Source organism: Pararhizobium qamdonense (assembly GCF_029277445.1).
Lineage (GTDB): Bacteria > Pseudomonadota > Alphaproteobacteria > Rhizobiales > Rhizobiaceae > Pararhizobium > Pararhizobium qamdonense.
Genome location: NZ_CP119566.1, coordinates 581,557 through 603,718, shown reverse-complemented (window position 1 = coordinate 603,718; position 22,162 = coordinate 581,557). Strand labels below are relative to the sequence as shown.

The 22,162-nt window shown below is 61.3% G+C and carries 22 protein-coding genes; 7 read left to right on the top strand and 15 right to left on the bottom strand.

Annotation, left to right across the window (positions count from 1 at the left end):
• Positions 1-13 precede the first annotated feature (13 nt).
• The 4 genes from PYR65_RS02935 (at position 14) to PYR65_RS02920 (ending at position 6,309) form a co-directional block, all read left to right on the top strand.
• Positions 14-1,378 carry an ammonium transporter gene (locus PYR65_RS02935; protein WP_276119837.1) on the top strand — a complete coding sequence of 455 codons (1,365 nt, stop codon included), beginning with the start codon at positions 14-16 and terminating at the stop codon, positions 1,376-1,378.
• Between the two features lie 277 nt (positions 1,379-1,655).
• On the top strand, positions 1,656-4,331 hold the full coding sequence (locus PYR65_RS02930) for a DNA translocase FtsK (RefSeq protein ID WP_276119836.1): 2,676 nt from the start codon (positions 1,656-1,658) through the stop codon (positions 4,329-4,331).
• 149 nt (positions 4,332-4,480) lie between these two features.
• Entirely contained in the window at positions 4,481-5,131 is a 651-nt protein-coding gene (locus PYR65_RS02925; RefSeq protein ID WP_276119835.1) for an outer membrane lipoprotein carrier protein LolA, read from the top strand.
• Positions 5,132-5,502: 371 nt separating this feature from the next.
• Positions 5,503-6,309: an exodeoxyribonuclease III gene (locus PYR65_RS02920; protein WP_276119834.1), complete on the top strand. Its 807-nt coding sequence runs from the start codon at positions 5,503-5,505 to the stop codon at positions 6,307-6,309.
• Between the two features lie 77 nt (positions 6,310-6,386).
• Here the strand turns inward: PYR65_RS02920 and PYR65_RS02915 are convergent, their stop codons facing one another.
• The 3 genes from PYR65_RS02915 to PYR65_RS02905 form a co-directional block, all read right to left on the bottom strand.
• Positions 6,387-7,409: an LLM class flavin-dependent oxidoreductase gene (locus PYR65_RS02915; RefSeq protein ID WP_276119833.1), complete on the bottom strand. Its 1,023-nt coding sequence runs from the start codon at positions 7,407-7,409 to the stop codon at positions 6,387-6,389.
• Positions 7,410-7,551: 142 nt separating this feature from the next.
• A complete protein-coding gene (locus PYR65_RS02910; protein WP_060638445.1) occupies positions 7,552-8,007 on the bottom strand; it encodes a cyclic nucleotide-binding domain-containing protein in 456 nt (151 codons plus the stop codon).
• 51 nt (positions 8,008-8,058) lie between these two features.
• Positions 8,059-8,742, bottom strand: coding sequence for a response regulator transcription factor (locus tag PYR65_RS02905; protein ID WP_060638444.1), 684 nt, complete (start codon positions 8,740-8,742; stop codon positions 8,059-8,061).
• 142 nt (positions 8,743-8,884) lie between these two features.
• Between PYR65_RS02905 and PYR65_RS02900 the strand changes: the two genes are divergently transcribed.
• Positions 8,885-9,433, top strand: coding sequence for a L,D-transpeptidase family protein (locus PYR65_RS02900; protein ID WP_276119832.1), 549 nt, complete (start codon positions 8,885-8,887; stop codon positions 9,431-9,433).
• Between the two features lie 11 nt (positions 9,434-9,444).
• On the opposite strand, the gene PYR65_RS02895 is transcribed toward PYR65_RS02900, so the two are convergent.
• The 8 genes from PYR65_RS02895 to rplS all read right to left on the bottom strand — a co-directional run bounded on the left by PYR65_RS02895 (position 9,445) and on the right by rplS (position 15,776).
• Complete coding sequence (locus PYR65_RS02895) at positions 9,445-9,975, bottom strand: SixA phosphatase family protein (RefSeq protein WP_276119831.1); 531 nt, start codon at positions 9,973-9,975, stop codon at positions 9,445-9,447.
• 146 nt (positions 9,976-10,121) lie between these two features.
• Positions 10,122-11,531 (bottom strand): 3-isopropylmalate dehydratase large subunit, encoded by a 1,410-nt coding sequence (leuC, locus tag PYR65_RS02890; RefSeq protein ID WP_276119830.1) that lies wholly within the window; start codon positions 11,529-11,531, stop codon positions 10,122-10,124.
• Positions 11,532-11,969: 438 nt separating this feature from the next.
• Entirely contained in the window at positions 11,970-12,785 is an 816-nt protein-coding gene (locus tag PYR65_RS02885) for an amino acid ABC transporter permease (protein WP_276119829.1), read from the bottom strand.
• A gap of 10 nt (positions 12,786-12,795) precedes the next feature.
• A complete protein-coding gene (locus PYR65_RS02880) occupies positions 12,796-13,593 on the bottom strand; it encodes a basic amino acid ABC transporter substrate-binding protein (RefSeq protein WP_276119828.1) in 798 nt (265 codons plus the stop codon).
• A gap of 75 nt (positions 13,594-13,668) precedes the next feature.
• Positions 13,669-13,977 (bottom strand): HigA family addiction module antitoxin, encoded by a 309-nt coding sequence (locus PYR65_RS02875; protein ID WP_276119827.1) that lies wholly within the window; start codon positions 13,975-13,977, stop codon positions 13,669-13,671.
• Positions 13,977-14,291, bottom strand: coding sequence for a type II toxin-antitoxin system RelE/ParE family toxin (locus PYR65_RS02870; protein ID WP_244490161.1), 315 nt, complete (start codon positions 14,289-14,291; stop codon positions 13,977-13,979). Before PYR65_RS02870 ends, PYR65_RS02875 begins: the two co-directional genes overlap by 1 nt.
• A gap of 24 nt (positions 14,292-14,315) precedes the next feature.
• Positions 14,316-15,140 (bottom strand): class I SAM-dependent methyltransferase, encoded by an 825-nt coding sequence (locus PYR65_RS02865; RefSeq protein WP_276119826.1) that lies wholly within the window; start codon positions 15,138-15,140, stop codon positions 14,316-14,318.
• A gap of 75 nt (positions 15,141-15,215) precedes the next feature.
• The gene (gene rplS, locus PYR65_RS02860; RefSeq protein ID WP_276119825.1) at positions 15,216-15,776 is read right to left on the bottom strand and encodes a 50S ribosomal protein L19; all 561 of its coding nucleotides are present in this window, start codon (positions 15,774-15,776) and stop codon (positions 15,216-15,218) included.
• 306 nt (positions 15,777-16,082) lie between these two features.
• Between rplS and PYR65_RS02855 the strand changes: the two genes are divergently transcribed.
• Positions 16,083-16,829 carry a sulfite exporter TauE/SafE family protein gene (locus tag PYR65_RS02855; RefSeq protein ID WP_276119824.1) on the top strand — a complete coding sequence of 249 codons (747 nt, stop codon included), beginning with the start codon at positions 16,083-16,085 and terminating at the stop codon, positions 16,827-16,829.
• A 17-nt stretch (positions 16,830-16,846) separates the two neighbouring features.
• On the opposite strand, the gene PYR65_RS02850 is transcribed toward PYR65_RS02855, so the two are convergent.
• Entirely contained in the window at positions 16,847-17,413 is a 567-nt protein-coding gene (locus PYR65_RS02850; protein WP_276120947.1) for a TetR/AcrR family transcriptional regulator, read from the bottom strand.
• Between the two features lie 164 nt (positions 17,414-17,577).
• On the opposite strand from PYR65_RS02850, the gene PYR65_RS02845 reads away from it, so the two are divergent.
• Complete coding sequence (locus PYR65_RS02845; protein WP_276119823.1) at positions 17,578-18,801, top strand: MFS transporter; 1,224 nt, start codon at positions 17,578-17,580, stop codon at positions 18,799-18,801.
• A gap of 47 nt (positions 18,802-18,848) precedes the next feature.
• Here PYR65_RS02845 and PYR65_RS02840 read toward each other — a convergent pair whose 3' ends face one another.
• The 3 genes from PYR65_RS02840 to rimM all read right to left on the bottom strand — a co-directional run bounded on the left by PYR65_RS02840 (position 18,849) and on the right by rimM (position 22,125).
• Entirely contained in the window at positions 18,849-20,738 is a 1,890-nt protein-coding gene (locus tag PYR65_RS02840) for a diguanylate cyclase (RefSeq protein ID WP_276119822.1), read from the bottom strand.
• Positions 20,739-20,865: 127 nt separating this feature from the next.
• Positions 20,866-21,546, bottom strand: a complete 681-nt coding sequence (trmD, locus tag PYR65_RS02835; RefSeq protein ID WP_276119821.1) for a tRNA (guanosine(37)-N1)-methyltransferase TrmD — start codon at positions 21,544-21,546, stop codon at positions 20,866-20,868.
• Between the two features lie 3 nt (positions 21,547-21,549).
• A complete protein-coding gene (gene rimM, locus PYR65_RS02830; RefSeq protein ID WP_276119820.1) occupies positions 21,550-22,125 on the bottom strand; it encodes a ribosome maturation factor RimM in 576 nt (191 codons plus the stop codon).
• Positions 22,126-22,162 lie beyond the last annotated feature (37 nt).

Here is a 22,162-nt window from a genome sequence, read left to right as displayed (position 1 = left end):
GAGCTACATGTCAATGTCTTCATTTAAACTTTCTACCTCTCTTGGACGCGTGGGCGCTGCAGCCGCAGCTCTTCTCGCTCCGGCCGTCGCCTTTGCGCAGGAAGCCGCCCCGGCAGCAGCCGAAGCAGTCGCCGCCGCACCGGTTCCGGACAAGGGCGATACCGCCTTCATGTTCGTCTGCACCATCCTCGTCCTGTTCATGCTCATCCCAGGCCTTGGCCTGTTCTACGGCGGCCTCGTACGCGCCAAGAACATGCTCTCGGTCCTGATGCAGTGCACCGTTGCCGGCTCCGCCGTCATGCTGATCTGGGTCATCTACGGCTATTCCTTCGCCTTCGGCGGCTCGACATCGCCCTATTGGGGCGGCACGGCCAAGATGTTCCTCTCGGGCGTCACCATGGATTCCACCGCCGCCACGTTCTCTGATGGCGTCGTCATTCCGGAAATGATCTTCATCATGTTCCAGATGACCTTCGCGGCCATCACGCCCGCCCTGATCGTCGGCGCCTTTGCCGAACGCATCAAGTTCTCGGCTGCGGTCCTGTTCTGCGTCCTGTGGGCAACCTTCGTCTACTTCCCGATCGCCCACATGGTCTGGGACGCAAACGGCCTGATCTTCGGCTGGGGCGCGCTCGACTTCGCCGGCGGCACGGTCGTTCACATCAACGCCGGCGTTGCCGGTCTGATCGGCGCGATCATGGTCGGCAAGCGCACAGGCTTCGGCAAGGACATGATGGCTCCGCATTCCATGACACTGACGCTTGTCGGTGCTGCCATGCTCTGGGTCGGCTGGTTCGGCTTCAATGCCGGTTCCAACCTCGAAGCCTCGGGCGGCGCAATGCTGGCCACCGTCAACACCTTCATCGCGACAGCCGCTGCCATCATCTCCTGGTCGCTGGTTGAAACCTTCACCCGCGGCAAGGCGTCCATGCTTGGTGCCGCTTCCGGCATGATCGCCGGCCTCGTCGCCGTCACCCCCGCCGCCGGCATTGTCGGCCCGATGGGTGCGATCGTCATGGGTCTAATCGTTTCGCCGCTGTGCTACTTCTTCGTCTCCGTGGTGAAGAACAAGTTCGGCTATGACGACACGGCAGACGTGTTCGGCGTCCATGGCATCGGCGGTCTGTTTGGTGCATTGGCCACCGGCATCTTCGCCTCGTCCTCGCTCGGCGGCATCGGTTATGCCGACGGCGTCACCATGGGCGGCCAGTTCATGACGCAGCTCTATGCCGTTCTCGTCACCATCGCCTGGTGCGGCATCGGCTCGGCGATCCTCTACAAGATCGTCGATGTGGTCGTCGGTCTGCGTGTTCCGGTCGAAGCCGAACGCGAAGGTCTCGATCTTTCCTCGCACGGCGAAGCCGCCTACCACTCGTAAGCAACCTGCGGAGCCGGCAAACCGGCTCCGCAACCAGTCCCGTCGCGGTTTCGCCTCGTGCGCGACCGCTTTTGACCCGGACCTCCCGTCCGGGTCTTTTTTTTGCTCTCAGACGGTCTTCGCCCGCCGCAAAACCGGTTCCAGTGGTGAAAACTGGCCTCTCAGCCCTCTTTCACGTAAACGAAGCGTCAAGGTTAATAGGGCTTTAACCCTCCTCTGCTTACCTTGGAAACATGCGCGCATGGCGTTTTTCCGGAATAACAGGCAGCAGGTCATCATGAGCAGAAGCAATCAGGCGGTATACGACAACCGTTCCAACCGGTTTGTGCTTTCCACATTCGTCTGGAAGCAGATCGCCGCCCTGGCGGGGTTTGCAATTTTCGCCGCGCTCGGCTTCGCAATCGCCGCTCTATCGACCTGGAATGTCGCTGACCCCAGCTTCTCCTATGCGACCGCCGATGCCCCGACCAATCTGCTCGGCTATACCGGCGCTGCCTTTGCCGATATCTTCATGCAGTTCTTCGGCATTGCCAGCGTCGTGTCGCTGCTGCCCGTGGTTGCCTGGGGCCTGGTGCTGATCATGGCCAAGCCCTTCGATCATATCGTCAAGCGTGGCGGTGCCTGGTTCTTGGGCTCGGTCTTGGCGTCCGCAGCGCTCAGCTGCATTCCGGCCCCGGTCACCTGGCCGCTGCCAAACGGCCTTGGCGGCGTCTTCGGCGACATGATCCTGCGCTTTCCGGCCCTTTTCACCGGCACCTACCCGAGCGGCACGTTCGGCACGGTGCTCGCCGTTCTCTTCACGCTTCCTGCCGCCTATTTCCTGATCTACAGCGCCGGCCTCATCGGCGTATCCGATCCGCAGGACGAGATCGACGTTAAGGCACCCGCGCCCAGCAAGGCCCGCACCGTCAGCGACGAATCGGAAGACGACGAATCCGAAGGCATCATCATGGTGATGGCCGGCGCGCTCACCCATATGCGCTTTACCGCCCAGGCCCGCATCCGCCGCCTGTTCGGCCTGACCGGCCGCCGCAAGCCGGCAACGCGCGACTATGACGAACCCTATGATTTCAACGGTGATGAATTCGGCACGCTGAACGAGCCGTCGCGTCCAAAGCCCATTGCCCGCTCCGAGCGGGTCGAACCGTCTCTCGACCGCTCCGAGCGCCGCGCCGTGGACGCCCCTCCGATGTCGATGGATGATGAGGACGATGATTTCCCCGTTCTTGACAACCGCCGCGCCTCCACCGACATCATGCCCGACGACGACGATGACATCGATCCCGCCGCCGACTGGGCGCCAGTTCCGGCACCGCGCAAGCCGGCGATGCCGCAGGCGACCGCCCGCGTCGTTCCGGCCGCCCCGCGCCCCAAGACCGGCCAGCGCATCGAGCGCGAGGCGCAGGCCTCGCTGGTTTCCGATGATGACGATTTCACCCTGCCGCCGCTGCATTTCCTCGCCGAGCCGAAAAATGTCGCCCGCGACGCAACCCTGTCTGCCGATGCGCTGGAACAGAATGCCCGCATGCTGGAAGGCGTGCTGGAGGATTTTGGCGTCAAGGGCGAGATCATCCATGTCCGCCCGGGGCCTGTGGTCACCATGTACGAGCTTGAACCCGCACCGGGCATCAAGTCGTCCCGCGTCATCGGCCTGGCCGACGATATCGCCCGCTCGATGTCGGCGATCGCCGCCCGCGTCGCCGTGGTTCCCGGCCGCAACGCCATCGGCATCGAACTGCCGAACCAGCGCCGCGAGACCGTTTACCTGCGCGAGTTGATCGGCTCGCGCGATTTCGAGACCAGCAAGACCCGTCTTGCCATGGCGCTCGGCAAGACGATCGGCGGCGAACCCGTCATCGTCGATATCGCCAAGATGCCGCATCTGCTCGTTGCCGGTACAACCGGCTCGGGTAAATCGGTTGCCATCAACACCATGATCCTGTCGATCCTCTACCGGCTGAAGCCGGAGCAGTGCCGGTTGATCATGATCGATCCGAAGATGCTCGAACTCTCCGTCTATGACGGCATTCCGCACCTGCTCTCGCCTGTCGTCACCGATCCGAAGAAGGCGGTCGTCGCGCTGAAATGGACCGTGCGCGAGATGGAAGAGCGCTACAAGAAGATGTCGAAGATCGGCGTGCGCAACATCGACGGCTTCAATTCGCGTGTCGAGCAGGCCATGGCCAAGGGCGAGCAGATCAGCCGCACCGTCCAGACCGGCTTTGACCGCCAGACCGGCGAGGCCGTCTACGAGACGGAAGAATTCGACCTGCAGCCGATGCCCTATATCGTCGTCATCATCGACGAAATGGCCGACCTGATGATGGTGGCCGGCAAGGATATCGAAGGGGCCGTCCAGCGCCTGGCGCAGATGGCGCGCGCCGCCGGTATCCACGTGATCATGGCAACGCAGCGTCCGTCGGTCGATGTCATCACCGGCACGATCAAGGCCAACTTCCCGACCCGTATCTCCTTCCAGGTCACGTCGAAGATCGACAGCCGCACCATTCTCGGCGAACAGGGCGCCGAACAGCTGCTCGGCATGGGTGACATGCTCTATATGGCCGGTGGCGGCCGCATCCAGCGTGTGCATGGCCCGTTCGTTTCCGACACCGAGGTCGAGGATGTCGTCAAATATCTGAAGACGCAGGGCTCGCCGCAATATCTCGACGCCATCACCGAGGATGACGACGATGACGGCGAAGGCGGCAGCGGCCCGGCCGGCACCGCCAACCTTGCCGAATCCGACGACCCCTATGACCAGGCGGTCGCCATCGTTCTGCGCGACGGCAAGGCGTCCACATCCTATGTCCAGCGCCGTCTCGGCATCGGGTATAACCGGGCGGCCTCGCTGATCGAGCGCATGGAGCAGGAAGGCATCATCGGTGCCGCCAACCATGCGGGCAAGCGCGAAATCCTGGTGCCGACCGAAAGCGACATCACCGGCCGATAAATCTTGAAGCAAGCCGTTGACGGCAAAGCGGCATTCCCGGCGAAGCCCTGCCGGGAATGGCCTCACGGCGAAATGACGATGCGCGCGGCAAAGGCCTTGAAGGTGCCGTACTTGCGCTCCACATGAGACTGGAAATGAAGGAGATTGCGATGACAGACACCGGAACCGGCCATTTTGAACAGGATACGAAACGTCTGTCTTTGTCACGCCGCACCTTCGTCGGCGGTCTTGCCGTTGTCGCTGCCCTGGCCTTCATCGGCATGCCCATCGAACCCGCGCAGGCGCAGCAGTCAGTTGTCGCGCAAAAGATCGCCAACCATTTCGCCTCGGTCAAAACCATGAGCGGCGAGTTCGTACAGTTCGGCCCGCGCGGCGAACAGACCGGCGGCAAGTTCTTCATCAGCCGCCCCGGAAAAATCCGCTTCAACTATGATGCCCCCTCGCCAATGCGGGTGATTTCCGACGGCCGGACCGTGGTCATCGGCAACCAGAAAATGAAGACCTGGGACGTCTATCCCCTGTCAAAGACCCCGCTGAAGCTGCTCCTGTCGGACGAGATCGACCTGAGCGGCAAGATGGTTCGCGATGTCAAGGAAGAGCCGGACCTGATCACCATCGTGCTCGGTGACCGCACCATCTTCGGCGATGCGACGATCACCCTGATGTTTGACCCGAAGACCTACGACCTGCGCCAGTGGACCATCACCGACGCGCAGAAGAAGGACACCTCGGTGATGATCTTCAACGTCAAGAACGGCGTGCCGATGGACGACAAGGTCTTCCAGATTCCCAAACAGTGATTTTACAGCTCCTGTCCGTTCAGGGGTCTTGAGGTTCAAAGCCACCCGTCCGGTGCGCCGCCTTTGTGCGGCGCACCGTCATGACGTCATCGACATCCCTGCCTTCGAGCAGAATGCTGCTCCGAACATACGGACGGTCCGGGCAAACCCCTCGCGGTGATAAAACCGCAAGGCCACCGGGTTTTACGCGCTGCGCAAAGCTGCATCCTGAAGCGGGATCGCGGCAATTGAAAAGCTGAGCGGCAACAGATATCACCGTTAGCGGCGATCAAAACGGGCTTGAGCGCAGATGAACGCCTCCAAGACCTCTTAGGCGAATGCGCAAGGCGGCGTTCGTTTTCACGCAGCATTTTCACGGAAAGAATCCTTGCATGGCATTGTCGATCGCGACCTGGAACATCAATTCGGTGCGCCTGCGCATGCCGCTGGTCGAGCATCTCCTGAAGACGGCAGCCCCCGATATTCTCTGCCTGCAGGAAACCAAGGTCACCAACGACCTCTTCCCCTTCACGCCGCTCAGGGCGCTGGGTTACGAGCACATCGCGATCCATGGCCAGAAAGGCTATCACGGCGTCGCCACCATTTCCCGGCTGCCATTGCATGAGCTGACCGACCGGCGCGACTATTGCGGCGTCGGCGATGCCCGGCATCTCTCGGTGGTGTTTGAAAAATCCGGCAAGAGAATCCGCCTCCACAATTTCTATGTACCGGCCGGAGGCGACGAGCCGGACCGGACGATCAACCAGAAATTCGGCCACAAGCTCGATTTCATCAACGAGATGAAGCTGCTGCATGCCGAAAGCGAGGCGGGAATCTCCTCCATCCTCGTCGGCGATCTCAACATCGCGCCGCTGGAGCACGATGTCTGGTCGCACAAGCAACTCTTAAAGATCGTCAGCCATACGCCGATCGAGACCGAAGGCCTGACGGCAGTACTCACCGGCGGCGGCTGGGTGGATCTGATGCGCCAGCATACGCCATCGCCGGAAAAGCTCTATACCTGGTGGAGCTACCGCGCCAAGGACTGGGAAGCGGCCAATAAGGGCCGCCGCCTCGACCATGTCTGGTCATCCGCCGACCTTTCCCCGCACCTGACCCGCGTCGACATCCTAAAGGAAGCCCGCGGTTGGGAACGCCCTTCCGACCACGTCCCGGTCATCGCTCATTTCGATCTTTAGAGCCTCGTACAGAGGCTGAATCGGGCGCGGCTTTCCTGATGGATAAGGCCGCGCCTGATCAATGCCGGTAGCAGATCCTACCGCCAGCCCAGCGCCGGGGCGATATGCTTCAAGACCGCCTCGATGACATGGGCGTTGTAATCCACGCCCAGCTGGTTCGGGACGGTGAGGAGCAGGGTATCAGCCTCCGCGATTGCCTCGTCCTCAGCCAGCTGCCGGATGAGCGCTTCGGGTTCTGCGGCATAGGAGCGGCCGAAGATCGCCCGTGTCTGGTCATCGATATAACCGATCGTATCGCTTTCCTTGCTGGCGCCACCGAAATAGGCGCGGTCGCGGTCATCGACCAGCGGGAAAATGCTACGGCTGACCGACACGCGCGGCGTGCGCGCATGGCCCGCCTCCTGGAAGGCCTGGCGGTAGGCGCGGATCTGCGCGGCCTGCTGGACGTGGAAGGGCTCGCCGGTTTCGTCGTTCTTCAACGTCGAGCTCTGCAGGTTCATGCCGAGCTTGGCAGCCCAGATCGCCGTGGCATTCGAGCTCGCACCCCACCAGATGCGCTCGCGCAAGCCTTCCGAATGCGGCTCAAGCCGCAGCAGGCCCGGCGGATTGGGAAACATCGGACGCGGGTTGGGCTGGGCAAAGCCCTGGCCTTTCAAAACCTCCAGAAACGCTTGCGTATGCGCGCGGGCCATGTCGGCATCGCTTGCGCCGTCCTGCGGCTCAAATCCGAAATAGCGCCAGCCGTCGATCACCTGCTCGGGCGAACCGCGGCTGATGCCCAGCTGCAGGCGGCCGTTCGATATCAGGTCGGCGCTGCCGGCATCTTCGGCCATATAGAGCGGATTTTCATAGCGCATGTCGATCACGGCCGTGCCGATCTCGATCGACTTCGTCCGGGCACCGATGGCGGCCAGAAGCGGAAAGGGCGCGGCAAGCTGCCGGGCAAAATGGTGGACGCGGACATAGGCGCCGTCGGCGCCCAGCTCTTCGGCGGCAACAGCCAGATCGATCGACTGCAGCAGCGCGTCACCAGCCGAGCGCGTGCCCGATTGCGGCGAGGGCGACCAGTGCCCGAACGAAAGGAATCCGATTTTCTTCATGATTGTCTATCCCGCTAATGGCGATGTGTTGTCCGATAGATGGGGAAGAACTACCGCGCGCGAAAGAGCAAGTCGCGGCTGCGGACGCGCGACAATCGAAACACACTGTCTCCTCAAAGGAAACGCTCTTGCAAGGAAACGCCTATCCGAATTTCGGCGCGAGCTTCTGCATGGCGCTGATCATCGCCTGCAGGTTTGCCTTGATCCGGCCCTCGACGACGACCGCGACCTCCGGATATTCCTCCAGCATGCGGCGAAACAACGGCCGGTTGATGCGGATGACTTCGCTGTCTTCCTCGGCGGTCGCCGTGAACTTGCGCTCGACAAAGGAAATCATCGCCAACTCGGACAACAGCGTGCCGCGCCCAACGGTGTCGACCACCTCGACACGGCCATCGACGAGATGGCGCGTCAGCGTGACGGAGCCGCTGGCAATGGCATAGGCGCAATCGGCCGGCGCGCCCTCGCGAAACAACTGCTGCCCCCTGTTGAGGCGCCGGCGCTCGGCACCGAAGGCGATCAGCCGCAGCTTGTCGTCATCGATATTCGCAAACAGCGGCACGAGGGACAAAAGGGCGATATCGTCGTTCAGCGACAAAGGGATACCTCGAAGCGAGGCATGACACCGGATGGGATCAAGCCTCAGGCGTTAGGGAACTATCTTGTAGCCGCCATTCTCTGTCACCAAAATCTCCGCATTGGAAGGGTCGCGTTCGATTTTCTGGCGCAGCCGGTAGACATGGGTCTCCAGCGTATGGGTGGTAACGCCGGAATTATAGCCCCAGACCTCTTCCAGGAGCACATCGCGGGTCACGACCTTCTGCTCGGCGCGATAGAGATAGCGGATGATCGCCGCTTCCTTTTCGGTGAGCCGGATTTTCTGGCCGTTTTCCAGCGTCAGGAGCTTCTGGCCGGGTTTGAACGTGTAGGGGCCGACAGTGAAGGTGGCGTCTTCGCTCTGCTCGTGCTGGCGCAGCTGCGCCCGGATGCGGGCGAGAAGCACGGCAAAGCGGAAGGGCTTGGTGACATAGTCGTTGGCGCCGGCTTCCAGGCCGAGGATCGTATCGCTGTCGGTATCGTGGCCGGTCAGCATGATGATCGGCGGCTTGAACCCGCCCTTGCGCAGAAGCTTGACCGCCTCGCGGCCATCCATATCCGGCAGGCCGACATCCATCACCAGAAGTGCGATCTGCTGGTTGCGGGCGGTATTGATGCCCTTGGCCGCCGTCGATTCCTGCAGAATGGTGAATTCCTCGTAGAGGGCAAGCTGCTCCACCAGTGTTTCGCGCAGGTCGTTGTCGTCATCGACGAGAAGAATGGTGCGGGCCGACATGGGTCTTTCTCCTTGCTTCCGGTTGAAACTAACCCAATCGGTGCTTTTGACAAGCAGCGGAAGCTTTCACCCGGTTGTTACATATTGTGTAGTGCTATTGTTATGTTTCAGATCACGCACAACGCAAAAAACTGTGAGCAAAATGCGATTGAAACCCCGAAAGGTTGCGAGGTCCGCCCGCACCATCACCGTCAGGACCAAGCCCGGAAATCCAACGCGCGCGCTCGTGACCTTTGCCGGACGCACCGAGGAGGCCGCCATCGGCCGCAGCGGCACGACGGCGCGCAAGCGCGAAGGCGACGGCGCCACCCCGATCGCGCCCATGCGCCTGATCGGCGGCTATGTCCGCCATGACCGCATCACCCGCCTGCAAACCGCCCTGCCGCTGCGCTTCACGCCGAAGGACTTGCTTTGGTGCGACGAACCCCGCCACGCGCTTTATAACCGTCCCGTCAGCGTGCCATTCACGCCAAGCCACGAAAAGATGTGCCGGGATGACAAGCTCTATGATGTCTGCCTGGTGATGGACTGGAACCTGCGCAGCCGCAAACGAAATGGCGGCTCGGCGATCTTCTTCCACCTTGCCAAACCAGGCTATCCGCCGACGGAAGGCTGCGTGGCGGTCAGCCTGCCGGCCATGAAGCGGCTCTTGCGGTTCATGCGGCGGGGCACGGTGGTCAAAGTCCTGTAGCGCGAGCGCCGTCAGCCCAGAAAACGCGGCGTCACGAACCGCTCAAGATACCCGGTCCCTGCTGCAACCGCATCCCATCCGCCGATCTCGAAATCGATCACCGCAAGACCGGCCGTCGGGAATTTTTCGCGTATCCTGGCGACAGCACCGGCATCGCCATCTTTCACGAGCAACGACGCAAGGTCCTCCAAGCCCGGATTATGCCCGACAAGCAGCAGGGTGCGGATATTTTGTTCGGTAGCCTGGATCACCGCAAGAATATTGTCTGCAGGAACCTCGTAAAGACCGGCAGCCGGACGCTCCGCTACGCCGTCCGGCAAAGCCTCATGGACAAGCTGCCAAGTCTCCCGTGCGCGGCGGGCCGGTGATACGAGGGCGAGATCGGGGATCAGTTTTTCACGTGCCATATAGGCGCCGATGACGGGGGCCGCCTTGCGTCCGCGATCAGACAGCGGACGCTCCTCGTCGATGACACCATCGGGCCAGGCGGACTTGGCGTGGCGGAGGATGATGAGGCGGCGGTGGTTGGAATTCCGGGTCATTGTCGTCTTTCCGCCTCCCCCTTGAGGGGGGAGGTCGCAGCAAAGCTGCGGGTGGGGGTGACGACCGCAAACGTTGAGGCAGGCGGCAGATCACCCCACCCCGGACCTGCGGTCCGACCCTCCCCCTCAAGGGGAGGGTAGAAACCTCATTTCCAGTCGCGGATATCGACGAAATGGCCCGAGACCGCCGCCGCAGCAGCCATCGCAGGCGAGACGAGGTGTGTGCGGCCCTTGAAGCCCTGGCGGCCTTCGAAGTTGCGGTTGGAGGTGGAGGCGCAGCGTTCGCCGGGCTTCAGGCGGTCGTCGTTCATGGCGAGACACATGGAGCACCCGGGCTCGCGCCAGTCGAAACCGGCTGCCTTGAAGATCACGTCGAGACCTTCGGCCTCCGCCTGTTCCTTGACGAGGCCGGAGCCGGGAACGATCATCGCCGAAACCGTCGAGGCAACGGTCCTGCCTTCGACGACCTTGGCGACTTCGCGCAGGTCCTCGATGCGGCCATTGGTGCAGGAGCCGATGAAGACGCGGTCGATCGTGATATCGGTGATCTTCGTGCCCGGCTTCAGGCCCATATAATCGAGCGCGCGCCACTTGGAGGTGCGCTTGTTTTCGTCGGCGATTTCGTCCGGGTTCGGCACGATGCCCTGAACAGAAATGACGTCTTCCGGCGAGGAACCCCAGGACACGATCGGAGGAAGGTCGGCGGCATTCAAAACGACGACGCGGTCATAATGCGCGCCTTCGTCGGTCTGCAGCGTCTTCCAGTAGGCGATGGCCTTTTCGAGATCCTCGCCCTTCGGCGCGCGCGGTTTTCCCTTGATATATTCGAAGGTCTTTTCGTCCGGCGCGATCAGGCCCGCACGGGCACCGCCTTCGATCGTCATGTTGCAGACCGTCATGCGGCCTTCCATCGACAGCGCGCGGATGGCTTCGCCGGCAAATTCGATGACGCTGCCGGTACCGCCGGCCGTGCCGATCTCGCCGATGATCGCAAGAATGATATCCTTGGCGGTGACATGTTCCGGCAGAACGCCATCGACACGCACCAGCATGTTCTTGGCCTTCTTCTGGATCAGCGTCTGGGTGGCAAGCACGTGCTCGACCTCGGACGTGCCGATACCGTGGGCCAGTGCGCCGAAAGCGCCGTGCGTGGACGTGTGGCTATCGCCGCAGACGATGGTCATGCCCGGCAGGGTAAAGCCCTGTTCCGGCCCGACAATGTGGACGATGCCCTGGCGGATATCGCTGGCCGAATAATATTCAACGCCGAAATCGGCCGCATTCTGGGCGAGCGCCTCGACCTGGATCCGGCTTTCCTCGTTCTTGATGCCAAGATGGCGATCCGGCGAGGTCGGCACATTGTGATCGACGACTGCCAGCGTCTTTTGCGGAGCCCGGACCTGACGGTTCGTCAAGCGAAGGCCTTCGAACGCCTGCGGGCTCGTCACTTCGTGAACGAGATGGCGATCGATATAGAGAAGACAGGTTCCGTCATCCTGCTGATCGACCAGATGGTCGTCCCAGATCTTGTCGTAGAGGGTACGCGGTGCGCTCATGGCTGTGCATCCATTGTGAAGTTTGGGCATTGTGAAGAAGTTCGGGCATTGTGAAAAAGGAAAATTCCGGCGAAGGCGCCGGTCACCCGGCCGGGTCAAGCCCCGGCGGTCAGATAAGCCGGCTGCTCAACGCGCCGGAAACGCACGCAAAAAACCGTGCCGGCAGACGCTTGTGGTCCTGCAGCACGACGATTTTCTGCTCGTAACATCCGAATTTGGATTCCATGGAGGCGGATATAGCAATATTTTGACGGTTCGGCAATTAGACAGATGAAAGTGGTGGTGCACGCCATCTCCCCCTTCTCCTCAGCGGGGAGATGTGCCGAACGCAGTAAGGCGATGAGGGGGTCTTTCCACGAAATCGGAGGCGTTCCGCCCCCTCATCCGCCCTTCGGGCACCTTCTCCCCGCTGGGGAGAAGAGGGTTGCGGCAGTCAACCTATGCCCTCTGCCCTTTCCGTAGTCTCTGTTCCAGCCGCCGCAAACCGAGCGACAGGCCGACCGTCAGGATCAGATAAATATATGCCACGATCGAATAGGTTTCGAAGAAGCGGAACGAGCCGGATGCGTAGATCTTGCCTGCCTGGGTGATATCGGCGACGCCGAGGACGGAGACCAGGGAGCTATCCTTGACCATTGCCACGAAATCATTGCCGAGCGGCGGCAGGATGATGCGGATGGCCTGGGGGAAGACGACCAGCCGGAAGCGTTGATAGCGCGACAGGCCGAGCGCCTTGGCCGCCTCGATCTGCCCCTTGTCGACCGACAGGATGCCAGCACGGAACACTTCGGCGATGAAGGCAGAATAGCCGATCGAAAGCGCGATGATCGCCCGCCACATCAGGGAGAGGTCGCGCACCACCATCGGCTCCATGGCACCGGCGGAAATCAGCGGCGAGAGGAGAAAATTGATGGCGGCGACCAGGGCGGGGGCGCCGGCAAAGGCGATGTAGAACAGCAGAACCAGAATCGGGATGCCGCGGATCACCTCGGTGTAGAAACGGGCGATCTGGCGCAGCGTTGCCCGGTCCGACAGCGCCATCAGCGCGATGGCGAGCCCGAGCACCGTGGCGAAGAAAAAGCCGCACAAAGTGACGAAAATGGTGATGCCGATACCGGTGGAAACAATGGCGAAGACCTGGCGGTACACACCACTGGACATGATCACCACGGCCAGCGCCACGGCGATCACGGCAAGGGCGACCAGCCACCAGGGATAGTCGCCCTTTTGAGATGTGTCGTGCGCAGGCGTCATCGGCGGGCGATCATTCGCCCATCTTGTAATCGACGAACCATTTCTGGTTCAGCTTGTCGAGCGTGCCATCCGCCTTCAGTGCCGCAATCGCGGCATTAACCGGCGCGACCAGATCGGAACCCTTTTTGAAGATGAAGCCGAAATCCTCGGTTCCGAGCGGCCCGCCGACCACCTTCAGGCCACCGGCCGAGGAATCGACATACCCCTTGGCGGCAACGCTGTCAGTCAGCACGACATCGACATCGCCGGCCTTCAGGGCCTGCACCGTCGCGCCGAATGTCTCGAACAGTTTGACGCGCGGGTTTTGCTCGTTGCCATCAAGCATCTCGTAAACAGCGGTGTAGAACGGCGAGGTGCCGGGCTGGGCGCCGACCAGGCCGTCCGTGAAAGCACCAAATGTCTTGGCATCGGTGAAGCGGCTCTCGTCGCCGCGCACCAGCATGAACTGCTGCGAGCGCATGTATGGATCGGAGAAATCCACCTTCGCCTTGCGCTCGTCCTTGATGGTGATGCCGGTCATGCCGATATCGTATTGGCCGTCGGACACCGACTGGATCATCGCATCCCAGGACGTGTTCTGGATTTCCAGCTTGAAATTCAGCCGCTTGGCGATCTCTTCCATCGCATCATATTCCCAGCCGGTCGCCTTGCCACTCTTCGCATCGACGAATTGCAGCGGCGGATAGGCATTCTCGGTGACCACGGTGACAGTGCGTCCGCCAAGATCCGGCAGACCGGCGGCCACAGAATTCAAAGGAGAAAGAACAAGGGCGGTCAGGCCGGCGAGAAGGGTGCGGCGGAAAAACATGGGCGGCTCCAGAATTGTGGCGACCGGAACCTGTCACAGATGCCAGCGGGCTGGCAAGACTATTCGCGGTCCCGTTCAATATCTCGGGCTGTAACGCTCCACCCGAATTTCATCGGCGTGCTGACGCATGGTTACGGTGTCGTACCAGGCTTGCATTTTCAATAGCGTATCCATGCTCACGCCGAATGCTTTTTCGATCCGCAATGCCATTTCAGGCGATAGCGAGGCTTTCTCGTTTACGAGATCCGAAAGGGTCGCGCGGCGCACGCCAAGCACTTCTGCCGCTTTGAGAACCGATAGACCGAGTTCGTCCAAGATTTCCTCGCGAATGAACGCACCCACATGCGGTGGCGTCATACCGATTTTTTCAACGATTTCAGTCATCAGTGATAGTCCTCCAAGTCCAGACTTCCTATTTCGCCATCTTCAAGCTCGAACGTGATCCGCCAGTTTCCAGAGGCTGAGATACTCCAAGTTCCCGCGCGGTCCCCGGTCAGGCGATGGATGCGCCAGCCGGGCGGACCGTTTATGCCGTCAATATCTACAGCTGAAATCAGCATGGCCAGAATATTGCGCACACGGTTGATCAGGTCCGGCCGGATACCCTTCGCATCATCGTCCTCGATGTAGCGCTTTAATCCCTTGTGTCGGACGGAACGGATTTTCATCAGTGATAAATGTACGGTAATGCCGTACATTTATCAAGATGGTCAGCCGATCGATCACCGCACCTTCGTCGCCCCGATCGAAAACGACAGCGGAATACGCGGCAGGCCCGGCGCCTGTTCGAACTGGTCTTCGCCGGTCTCGATCATGGCCGGATAATGCCGCCAGGTGAGGATTTCGTGTTCGTTGAGGAAGTCGAGAGTCATTCCGGCTTTCAGGAGCGCGTTGACGGTATCGCTGACCGGGTGCAGCCATTCATACATGCGTTGATGGGTGAGCGGTCTCTCGTCGCCGGTATAGGTATGGGTTTCCTCAAACAATAGCGGCTGATCGGCGGGCGTGCGCCAGCCATAGGCAAGCGACAGGCGGCCGTTCTCAGCGCCTTCGTACTGATACATCCTTGGATGACCGTCGAGCAGATAGAGCCGGCCGCCCGGCCGCAGCAGGGTGGAAACGACACCAGCCCATTTGAAAATATCCGGCAGCCAGTGGATGGCGCCCCAGGTGACGAAGACGATATCGTAGGTCCGGTGTTCCAGCGCTTGCGGCGCGTCATAGACCGAGGCCTCGACGAAGGTTGCCTCGGTCTCTGCCCTTTGAGCAAAATCCCGCGCCGCAGCGATGGCGACCGGGGAAAAATCGAGCCCGGTGACGGAGCGTGCACCCAGATGTTTGAGGCTCAGCGTATCGAGCCCGATATGACATTGCAGGTGGACGATGTCCTTGCCCGCGATATCGCCGATCTCGCCGGCTTCCAGCGCATGCAGCGACGAGCCGCCGGAAAGCACCCGGTCAATGCGGTAGCTTCCGGTCGTATCGGTGGCGTGCAGTGACGCCCGGTCGTCCCAGTTCAAAAGGTTTGTCTTGAGATAATCGTCCATTCCCATTCCCCCAAAGAAAAAGGCGGCCCGAAGACCGCCTTTCAAAAATGTCCGACAATCCCAAGGGATTGAAGCTTATTCTGCTGCCGGCTCGGCGGCGGCTGCAGCAGCTTCCTCGGCTGCCTTGGCTTCAGCAGCCTTGGCTTCTGCAGCTGCGGCTTCGGCGGCTGCCTTTTCGGCGGCCAGAGCCTGTGCTGCTGCGACCTTTTCAGCTTCCAGGCGTGCCTTTTCTTCCTGAACGGCGGCGCGTTCGGCGTCGTTCAGCTTGCGGGCGCGAACGCCGGTGTCTTCAACGATACGAGCCGACTTGCCGCGGCGATCGCGCAGGTAGTACAGCTTGGCGCGACGGACCTTACCGCGGCGAACGATTTCGACGCCTTCGACCATCGGGGAGTAAACCGGGAAAACGCGCTCGACGCCTTCGCCGTAGGAAATCTTGCGGACCGTGAAGCTTTCGTTGATGCCGCCGCCGGAGCGGGCAATGCAAACGCCTTCATAGGCCTGGATACGGGTACGGGTGCCTTCCGTGACGCGAACGTTGACGCGGACGGTGTCGCCTGCCGAAAATTCCGGAAGCGTACGCTTGGCGGCAATCTTGGCGGCCTGTTCGGCTTCCAGCTGCTGGATGATGTTCATGGGCCTAACCTTCTCAAGTTCTTCTGCAACAGCCAGAGCGCTCGATGAACCCGTCGGACCAGACCTCGCAAGAGGCGCCTCAGGGTTTTGCTTCTCACCGAAGAGAAACAGGAGCGAATTCACCATTCTTTGTTTTCGGCTGACGGGATTTTTCCCGAACCGGTCGGGCGAATACACCAAAGCGCAGCGTTTGTCATCCCCGCACGACAAAAATTCTCCCTGCTGCAAGCCGGCGAAGGATGATTTCCGCGTCTTGCCGCCGGTGAAACTGCGCGCTATGCCGGATTCAACCGCTGGAGGAGCGCCATGTCCATATCCACTGCCATCCTGCTCTTCATGGCAGGCTTCCTGTCGAGCGCCGTCAATGCGGTGGCCGGCGGCGGCATTTTTCTGACATTCGGCGCCATGACGCTGGCCGGACTGCCGCCGATCGTTGCCAATGCCACCTCCTCCATCGTCCAGTTTCCAGGCTATGTTACATCAGCACTCGCCTATTCAAAGGAAATCTGGGCGGACCGGCGCGAGGCCGCCATTCTGGGCCTGCTGTCGCTGATCGGCGGGCTTGCTGGTGCGCTGATCCTTTTGTCGCTGTCCAATCCGTCCTTCCGGGCGCTGGTCCCCTGGCTCCTGATCGCCGCGACGCTGATCTTCGCCGCCGGTCCGCTGCTGCGGCCGAAAACGGCGGCAGACGGCGCCCCGGCCGGTCCGCTCGGCCTTCTCGGCCAGTTTGCTACCGCCATCTATGGCGGCTTCTTTGGCGCCGGCATGGGCATTATGATGCTGGCCGTGCTTGGCCTGTCCAAGGGCGGCGATTATCACCGGCTGAACGCGCTGAAGAATTTCCTCGCCATGGTGATCGCCGGTGTCGCGATCATCGTCTTTGCCGGCGGCAATGTCGTTGGCTGGCTGCAGGCCGCCGTGATGATCCCGGGGGGTGCGCTTGGCGGTTATGCCGGCGTCTGGCTGGCCCGCCGCGTGCCGCAGGCGCTGATCCGGGGATTGGTGGTCGCTGTCGGGCTGTTGCTGGCGGTCTATTATTTCGTCACGGGGTAGGCTCCCGGCATCCGCGTCTACTTTACCCGCAAAGCCTCCAGCAGGGTGCGAAATCCCGCCACCGCACGCTGAGAGGTTTCCTGCGGGTCGTCGGAATTGGCGATCCACAGCGCGGCATGGCTGCTGGCGCCATTGATCAGGCGCGCCGTCACTTCCTCATCGACATCGATGATGACGCCATCCTGCTTAAGTTCGCGCAGACTTTGCTTGAGAGCGGCGATACAGCCGTTGGTGGTCGGCCATTGCGAGATATCGCCAAGCACGGCCGGGCCGTCGCGGAACATGATGCGCTGGATCTCCGGCTCCAGCGCCATCTGGATATAGGTCGAGCATTCATCGACAAACCCCTGCCAGCGTGTCGGGGACACGGAAGAGACCTGATGCAGGCGCTCCGTCATTTCCGCATCGATTTCCCCGATCACCGCCTGCAGCAATCCCTTTTTGTCGCCGAAATGGTGGTAGAGCGCACCGCGCGTCAAGCCCGCCTCTGCGGTGAAATCATCCATCGAGGATTGCGCATAGCCGATGGTGCCAAAGGCTTGGCGCGCTGCCGCCACGAGCTTGGCGCGCGTTTCTGCGATCATTTCCGGGCGAGGCTTCTTGACCACAAAAACTCCTGTTTACATACGCGGCGTATTTATTTTTACATACGGCGCGTATTTTAGTTGACATACGCGAGGTATGCAACCACGTTAAGACATACGCCACGTATGTAAGTGGTTCACCGGACGATTTCAGGAGCCTTCCCATGTCCAACCCCTACAAGGAAATATTCAGCGTTCCCGGCGCAAAGAGCTTTTCCGCAGCCGGCTTCTTTGCCCGCTTGCCGATTGCCATGGCGCCGATCGGCATCGTTGCCATGCTGTCGCAGACGCGCGGCGAATATTGGATCGCCGGCGCAGTTTCGGCCACCTTCGCGCTAACCAACGCGCTGATTGCGCCGCAGATATCACGCCTGGTGGACCGGTTCGGGCAAACAGCCATCATCGTACCCGCAACATGCGTCTCGGTCATCGCCTTTGCCCTCCTCATCCTGTCGGCCAACCAGAACTGGCCGGAATGGACGTTGTTTGCCGCAGCCCTCCTTGCCGCCGCCATGCCCAGCATGCCGGCCATGCTGCGGGCGCGCTGGACCGAGCTCTTTCGCGACCGGCCGGAGTTGAACACTGCCTTTGCCTTCGAATCCGCAGCCGACGAACTGGTCTATATTGCCGGCGCTTCGCTCTCTGTCGGGCTGGCGGTCTCGCTCTTCCCAGAAGCCGGCATGCTGATCTCGACGATTTTCCTTGCTATCGGCACCGCCGCTTTCGCCCTGCAGAAATCAACCGAACCCGCCGTGCGCCCGGCTATCGCCGGAGCGGTCCGGACATCGGCCATCCGCCTGCGCCCGGTGCAGATCATCACGCTGGCGCTGATCTTCGTCGGCTCGATGTTTGCGACCGCCGAGGTCACCACTGTGGCCATGACCAAGGAACTCGGCCAACCCGGCGCGGCCAGCTTCGTCATCGGGGTCTATGCCATCGGTTCTTTCGTCCTCGGCCTTGTCCTTGGCGCGCTGAACCTGCGCACGCCACTGCACAAGCAATTGCTGATCGCCGTCAGCACGCTGGCGGTCACCGCGCTGCCGCTGCTGATCGCCGATACGGTTCAGTTTCTTGCTCTTGCCGTCTTCGTCAGCGGCATCGCCATCTCTCCCACGTTCATCACAGCCTTCGGCCTGATCGAACGCCGGGTGCCGGAATCGATGCTGACCGAAGGTGTCACCTGGGTCACGACCGGCATTGGCATCGGCATGGCGCTCGGCGCCTTTCTGGCGGGATGGGTGGTCGATACTTTCGGTGCCGAGAATGGCTTCTGGCTTTCGGTGGCCGCCGGCGCCGCAGTGGTCGTCACCATCGCGCTGGGCCAGAAGACGCTTTCCGGCGGCAGGCCGGAAACCACAGGCTGCGCGCTGCCGCAGGCTGCCGAATAAGATAGGAAAGACCATGGCGCGCCCTCAAGTGCGCCATGCTTTACCGGCTAACGGCGTCTCGCCTTTGCCTCGGCGCGGAATGTCTCCACCCGGTTGCGGCCCATCTGCTTGGCGCGGTATAGGGCTGCATCCGCGCTTGCCACCAGATCCTGTGGCGACAGGACATGGGTTCCCGCCGCAAATGTTGAGACGCCGATGCTGGCAGTCACGACCTGGAACCGGCTGCCCGCATGGGCAAGGGCACGGTGCTGCAGCGCCATCCGGAAGATTTCGGCGAGATGCACTGCCGCCGTCAGGTCCGTTCCCGGAAGCACTATGGCAAACTCCTCTCCGCCGTACCGTGCAACGAGATCGCCGGGCCGCATGCTGATCGCGCTCAGGCACTCGCTGACTTCCTTCAGGCAGGCGTCGCCAGCGGGGTGGCCATATGTGTCATTAAAGGATTTGAAGCGATCGACATCGATCATCAGCAGGCTGAGCGGGGCCGACAGGCGCAATGCATTGGCACATTCCGAGGCCAGGGTTTCATCGAAGACGCGGCGATTGGCAAGCCCGGTCAACCCATCGGTCTCGGCCAGATCCCGCATCTGCTCTGCTAGCTGCCGCAAGGACAATTCGGCATGTTTCATCGCCGTGATATCGGAAACCACCACCAGGGCCGAGCCATCCTCCGTCAGACGAGTACGCAGGCTGAGCCAGCGATTGTCGCAGAGCGGAATTTCCGTATCGCGGGTGACGTGCAGATGCTTGACGGTTTCTTGTATCCACTCTTCGGAGACATCCACCGCAATATCCTTGCGCTCGCCGTTGCGGGCAGATGCGCGCATGATGTCGGCAATATGAGCGCCGGGCTGGCGCGCATAGGCCGAGAGCGGAAATGCGCTCCGGTAACGCTCATTGCAGAACAGGAGGTATCCGTGCCGGTCGAACATCGCCAGCCCGTCCGACATTTCGGTCATCGCCTGCGACAAGAGGTTGCGGCTGTCCGTCAACTCCTGCTCGAGCTGTTTGCGCCGGGTAATGTCACGCGTGACGCCCGCCAGCCCCACCGTATCGCCATGCCTGTTTCTCAACACCACTTTCGTGGTCGAAAACCAGCGCGGGGCGCCGTTTTCATCCTCAAGCGCCTCTTCGAAATCAATCAGCGGCTCGCCCGATCGCATGATGCACTGCTCGGTATCGAACAGCGCCTGCGCGCGGGCAGGCACGAGATCAAAATCGGTCAGGCCAACCATTTCCGATGATTCCTGACGGCCGCTATGAACGGCGACGTTGAGGTTGGTGATGACGAACTGGCTGTCGAGGTTCTTGACGTAGTGAAAGTCCGGCGCCTGCGTCAGCGCCGCCCGCAGGATATCGCGCTCCAGCGTGGACTTGTGCACATGGGCCATGACCGAGCCGGCAATGGCCGCAGCCATCATGTTCAAGGAGGCGGTGATCAGGCTCATCTGATAGACGGCCGGCGCCGTGTCCGGGTTTGTAAATATGAAGATCAATGCGAACGACGACACCGGCAGCAGAAGCACGGCCGCCACGATGCCGCGAAAGCCCGATGCGTGTTTTCCCAAGGCGAGATGCGCGATCAGGCAGAGAGCCGATACGGTGGCGATGGAGATGATACCGATCATGGCACCGGCGCCGCCCATGGCCAGGCGGAACAACACCGCCATGGGGGCCGTAATCGCGATCGCCAACGGCCCACCGAACATCGCGGAGATCGCCAGCAGCGAGTTTCTAAGGTCGAAATAGATGCCTTTTTCAAGCTCGACCGACAAAAGCATCGAAATAACGACGCCAAGCCCCATCATCGCCCCGAAACCCAGCTTCAGCTGCGTCAGGGAGAACCGGTAAAACCGGTAATATAAGTGCATCCAGAGAGAGATCAGCAACGCCACCGAAGCCAGATTGCCGACCAATACCTGCCAGGCTGAAGTCATCTCGTTTTTTGCCGTCCTAATCGAATTGACGACTGATACCATCAAGACGTTACATAAAGCTTATTCCGGGCAAAAATCCAAATCCGCAGGCAGCGCCCATTGTGACCGGGAAAGGGACAGCCGGACGCTATTTGCGCAGGAGGTCCGGCCGGCGCTGCGCCGTCAACCGTCGTGCTTCCGCCTCGCGCCATTTGGCGATGTCGCCATGATGGCCGGAGGTGAGCACCGCCGGTATCTCCTCGCCTTCGAAGACCTGCGGCCGGGTATAATGCGGATGCTCCAGCAGTCCACCCTCGAAACTCTCATGCACACCGGAGAGGTCATTGCCCATGACACCTGGTAAAATACGTACGATGGCGTCGAGCAGGATCAGCGCGGCCGGTTCGCCGCCGGAGAGAATATAGTCGCCGATCGAAACCTCTTCGAGTTCCCGCCCGTCGATGACCCGCTGATCCACACCTTCGAACCGCCCGCAGACGATGATGGCGCCGGGACCGGCCGCCAGTTCGCGAACGCGTTCCTGCGTCAACGGTTTGCCGCGCGGGCTCATCAGCAGCCGGGGACGGTTATCGCCATCTGACGCGTGATCGATCGCTTTTGCCAGAATATCGGCCCGAAGCACCATGCCCGCGCCGCCACCGGCGGGCGTATCATCGACGGTGCGATGCTTGTCTCCAGCAAAATCGCGGATCTGCAGCGTATCGATCGCCCATTGACCACGCTCGAGCGCCTTGCCGGACAGCGACTGGCCGAGATGCCCCGGGAACATGTCCGGATAGAGCGTCAGGATGGTGGCGTGGAAGGGCAATTCTTACTTCGCCTTCGGCTTGAACTGCTTGGTCGGATCCTCGTCCTTGTCTTCGGTCAGGCCGGCGGCAAGCGGATCGACCAGCATCGTGCCGGCTTCCAGATCGATTTCCAGCACCGACCATTCGGTAAACGGAATGAGCACCGGCCGCTTGCCGGGGCCTTTCAGCTCCAGGAGATCGCCAGCGCCAAAGTCGAATACGCCGGTCACAGTGCCATAGCTCTTGCCGTCGGCATCGAGCGCCTCCAGGCCCTCCAGGTCAGCATAGAAGAATTCGTCCTCGTCCAGATCGTCATCCGGCAGGTTGTCGCGCTCGACATAAAGCTCCAGCCCGTTCAGTGCTTCGGCGGCATTGCGGTCGTTGACGCCGCGAAACCGCACGACGACGACATTCTTCGCCTCGCGCACTTCCAGGACCTCGAACGTACGCCCGTCTTCAGCATGCAGATGACCATAATCACCGATCGCCGTCGGCTCTTCTGCAAACGACTTGACGCGCACTTCGCCGCGCAGGCCCTGAGCGCCGCCGATCGTTCCCATATGGACAGGATTTTTGAGTTTATTTTGGCCAGCCGACATTGCGCTTGATATCCGTGTGCCAGAGAAGTTCTGGTGC

Excerpts from the sequence above, each read along its gene's own strand:
- PYR65_RS02935 (WP_276119837.1), top strand. The coding sequence starts at position 14 with ATGTCTTCATTTAAACTTTCTACCTCTCTTGGACGCGTGGGCGCTGCA.
- PYR65_RS02930 (WP_276119836.1), top strand. The coding sequence starts at position 1,656 with ATGAGCAGAAGCAATCAGGCGGTATACGACAACCGTTCCAACCGGTTT.
- PYR65_RS02925 (WP_276119835.1), top strand. The coding sequence starts at position 4,481 with ATGACAGACACCGGAACCGGCCATTTTGAACAGGATACGAAACGTCTG.
- PYR65_RS02920 (WP_276119834.1), top strand. The coding sequence starts at position 5,503 with ATGGCATTGTCGATCGCGACCTGGAACATCAATTCGGTGCGCCTGCGC.
- PYR65_RS02915 (WP_276119833.1), bottom strand. The coding sequence starts at position 7,409 with ATGAAGAAAATCGGATTCCTTTCGTTCGGGCACTGGTCGCCCTCGCCG.
- PYR65_RS02905 (WP_060638444.1), bottom strand. The coding sequence starts at position 8,742 with ATGTCGGCCCGCACCATTCTTCTCGTCGATGACGACAACGACCTGCGC.
- PYR65_RS02900 (WP_276119832.1), top strand. The coding sequence starts at position 8,885 with ATGCGATTGAAACCCCGAAAGGTTGCGAGGTCCGCCCGCACCATCACC.
- PYR65_RS02895 (WP_276119831.1), bottom strand. The coding sequence starts at position 9,975 with ATGACCCGGAATTCCAACCACCGCCGCCTCATCATCCTCCGCCACGCC.
- leuC (WP_276119830.1), bottom strand. The coding sequence starts at position 11,531 with ATGAGCGCACCGCGTACCCTCTACGACAAGATCTGGGACGACCATCTG.
- PYR65_RS02885 (WP_276119829.1), bottom strand. The coding sequence starts at position 12,785 with ATGACGCCTGCGCACGACACATCTCAAAAGGGCGACTATCCCTGGTGG.
- PYR65_RS02880 (WP_276119828.1), bottom strand. The coding sequence starts at position 13,593 with ATGTTTTTCCGCCGCACCCTTCTCGCCGGCCTGACCGCCCTTGTTCTT.
- PYR65_RS02875 (WP_276119827.1), bottom strand. The coding sequence starts at position 13,977 with ATGACTGAAATCGTTGAAAAAATCGGTATGACGCCACCGCATGTGGGT.
- PYR65_RS02870 (WP_244490161.1), bottom strand. The coding sequence starts at position 14,291 with ATGTACGGCATTACCGTACATTTATCACTGATGAAAATCCGTTCCGTC.
- PYR65_RS02865 (WP_276119826.1), bottom strand. The coding sequence starts at position 15,140 with ATGGACGATTATCTCAAGACAAACCTTTTGAACTGGGACGACCGGGCG.
- rplS (WP_276119825.1), bottom strand. The coding sequence starts at position 15,776 with ATGAACATCATCCAGCAGCTGGAAGCCGAACAGGCCGCCAAGATTGCC.
- PYR65_RS02855 (WP_276119824.1), top strand. The coding sequence starts at position 16,083 with ATGTCCATATCCACTGCCATCCTGCTCTTCATGGCAGGCTTCCTGTCG.
- PYR65_RS02850 (WP_276120947.1), bottom strand. The coding sequence starts at position 17,413 with ATGATCGCAGAAACGCGCGCCAAGCTCGTGGCGGCAGCGCGCCAAGCC.
- PYR65_RS02845 (WP_276119823.1), top strand. The coding sequence starts at position 17,578 with ATGTCCAACCCCTACAAGGAAATATTCAGCGTTCCCGGCGCAAAGAGC.
- PYR65_RS02840 (WP_276119822.1), bottom strand. The coding sequence starts at position 20,738 with ATGACTTCAGCCTGGCAGGTATTGGTCGGCAATCTGGCTTCGGTGGCG.
- rimM (WP_276119820.1), bottom strand. The coding sequence starts at position 22,125 with ATGTCGGCTGGCCAAAATAAACTCAAAAATCCTGTCCATATGGGAACG.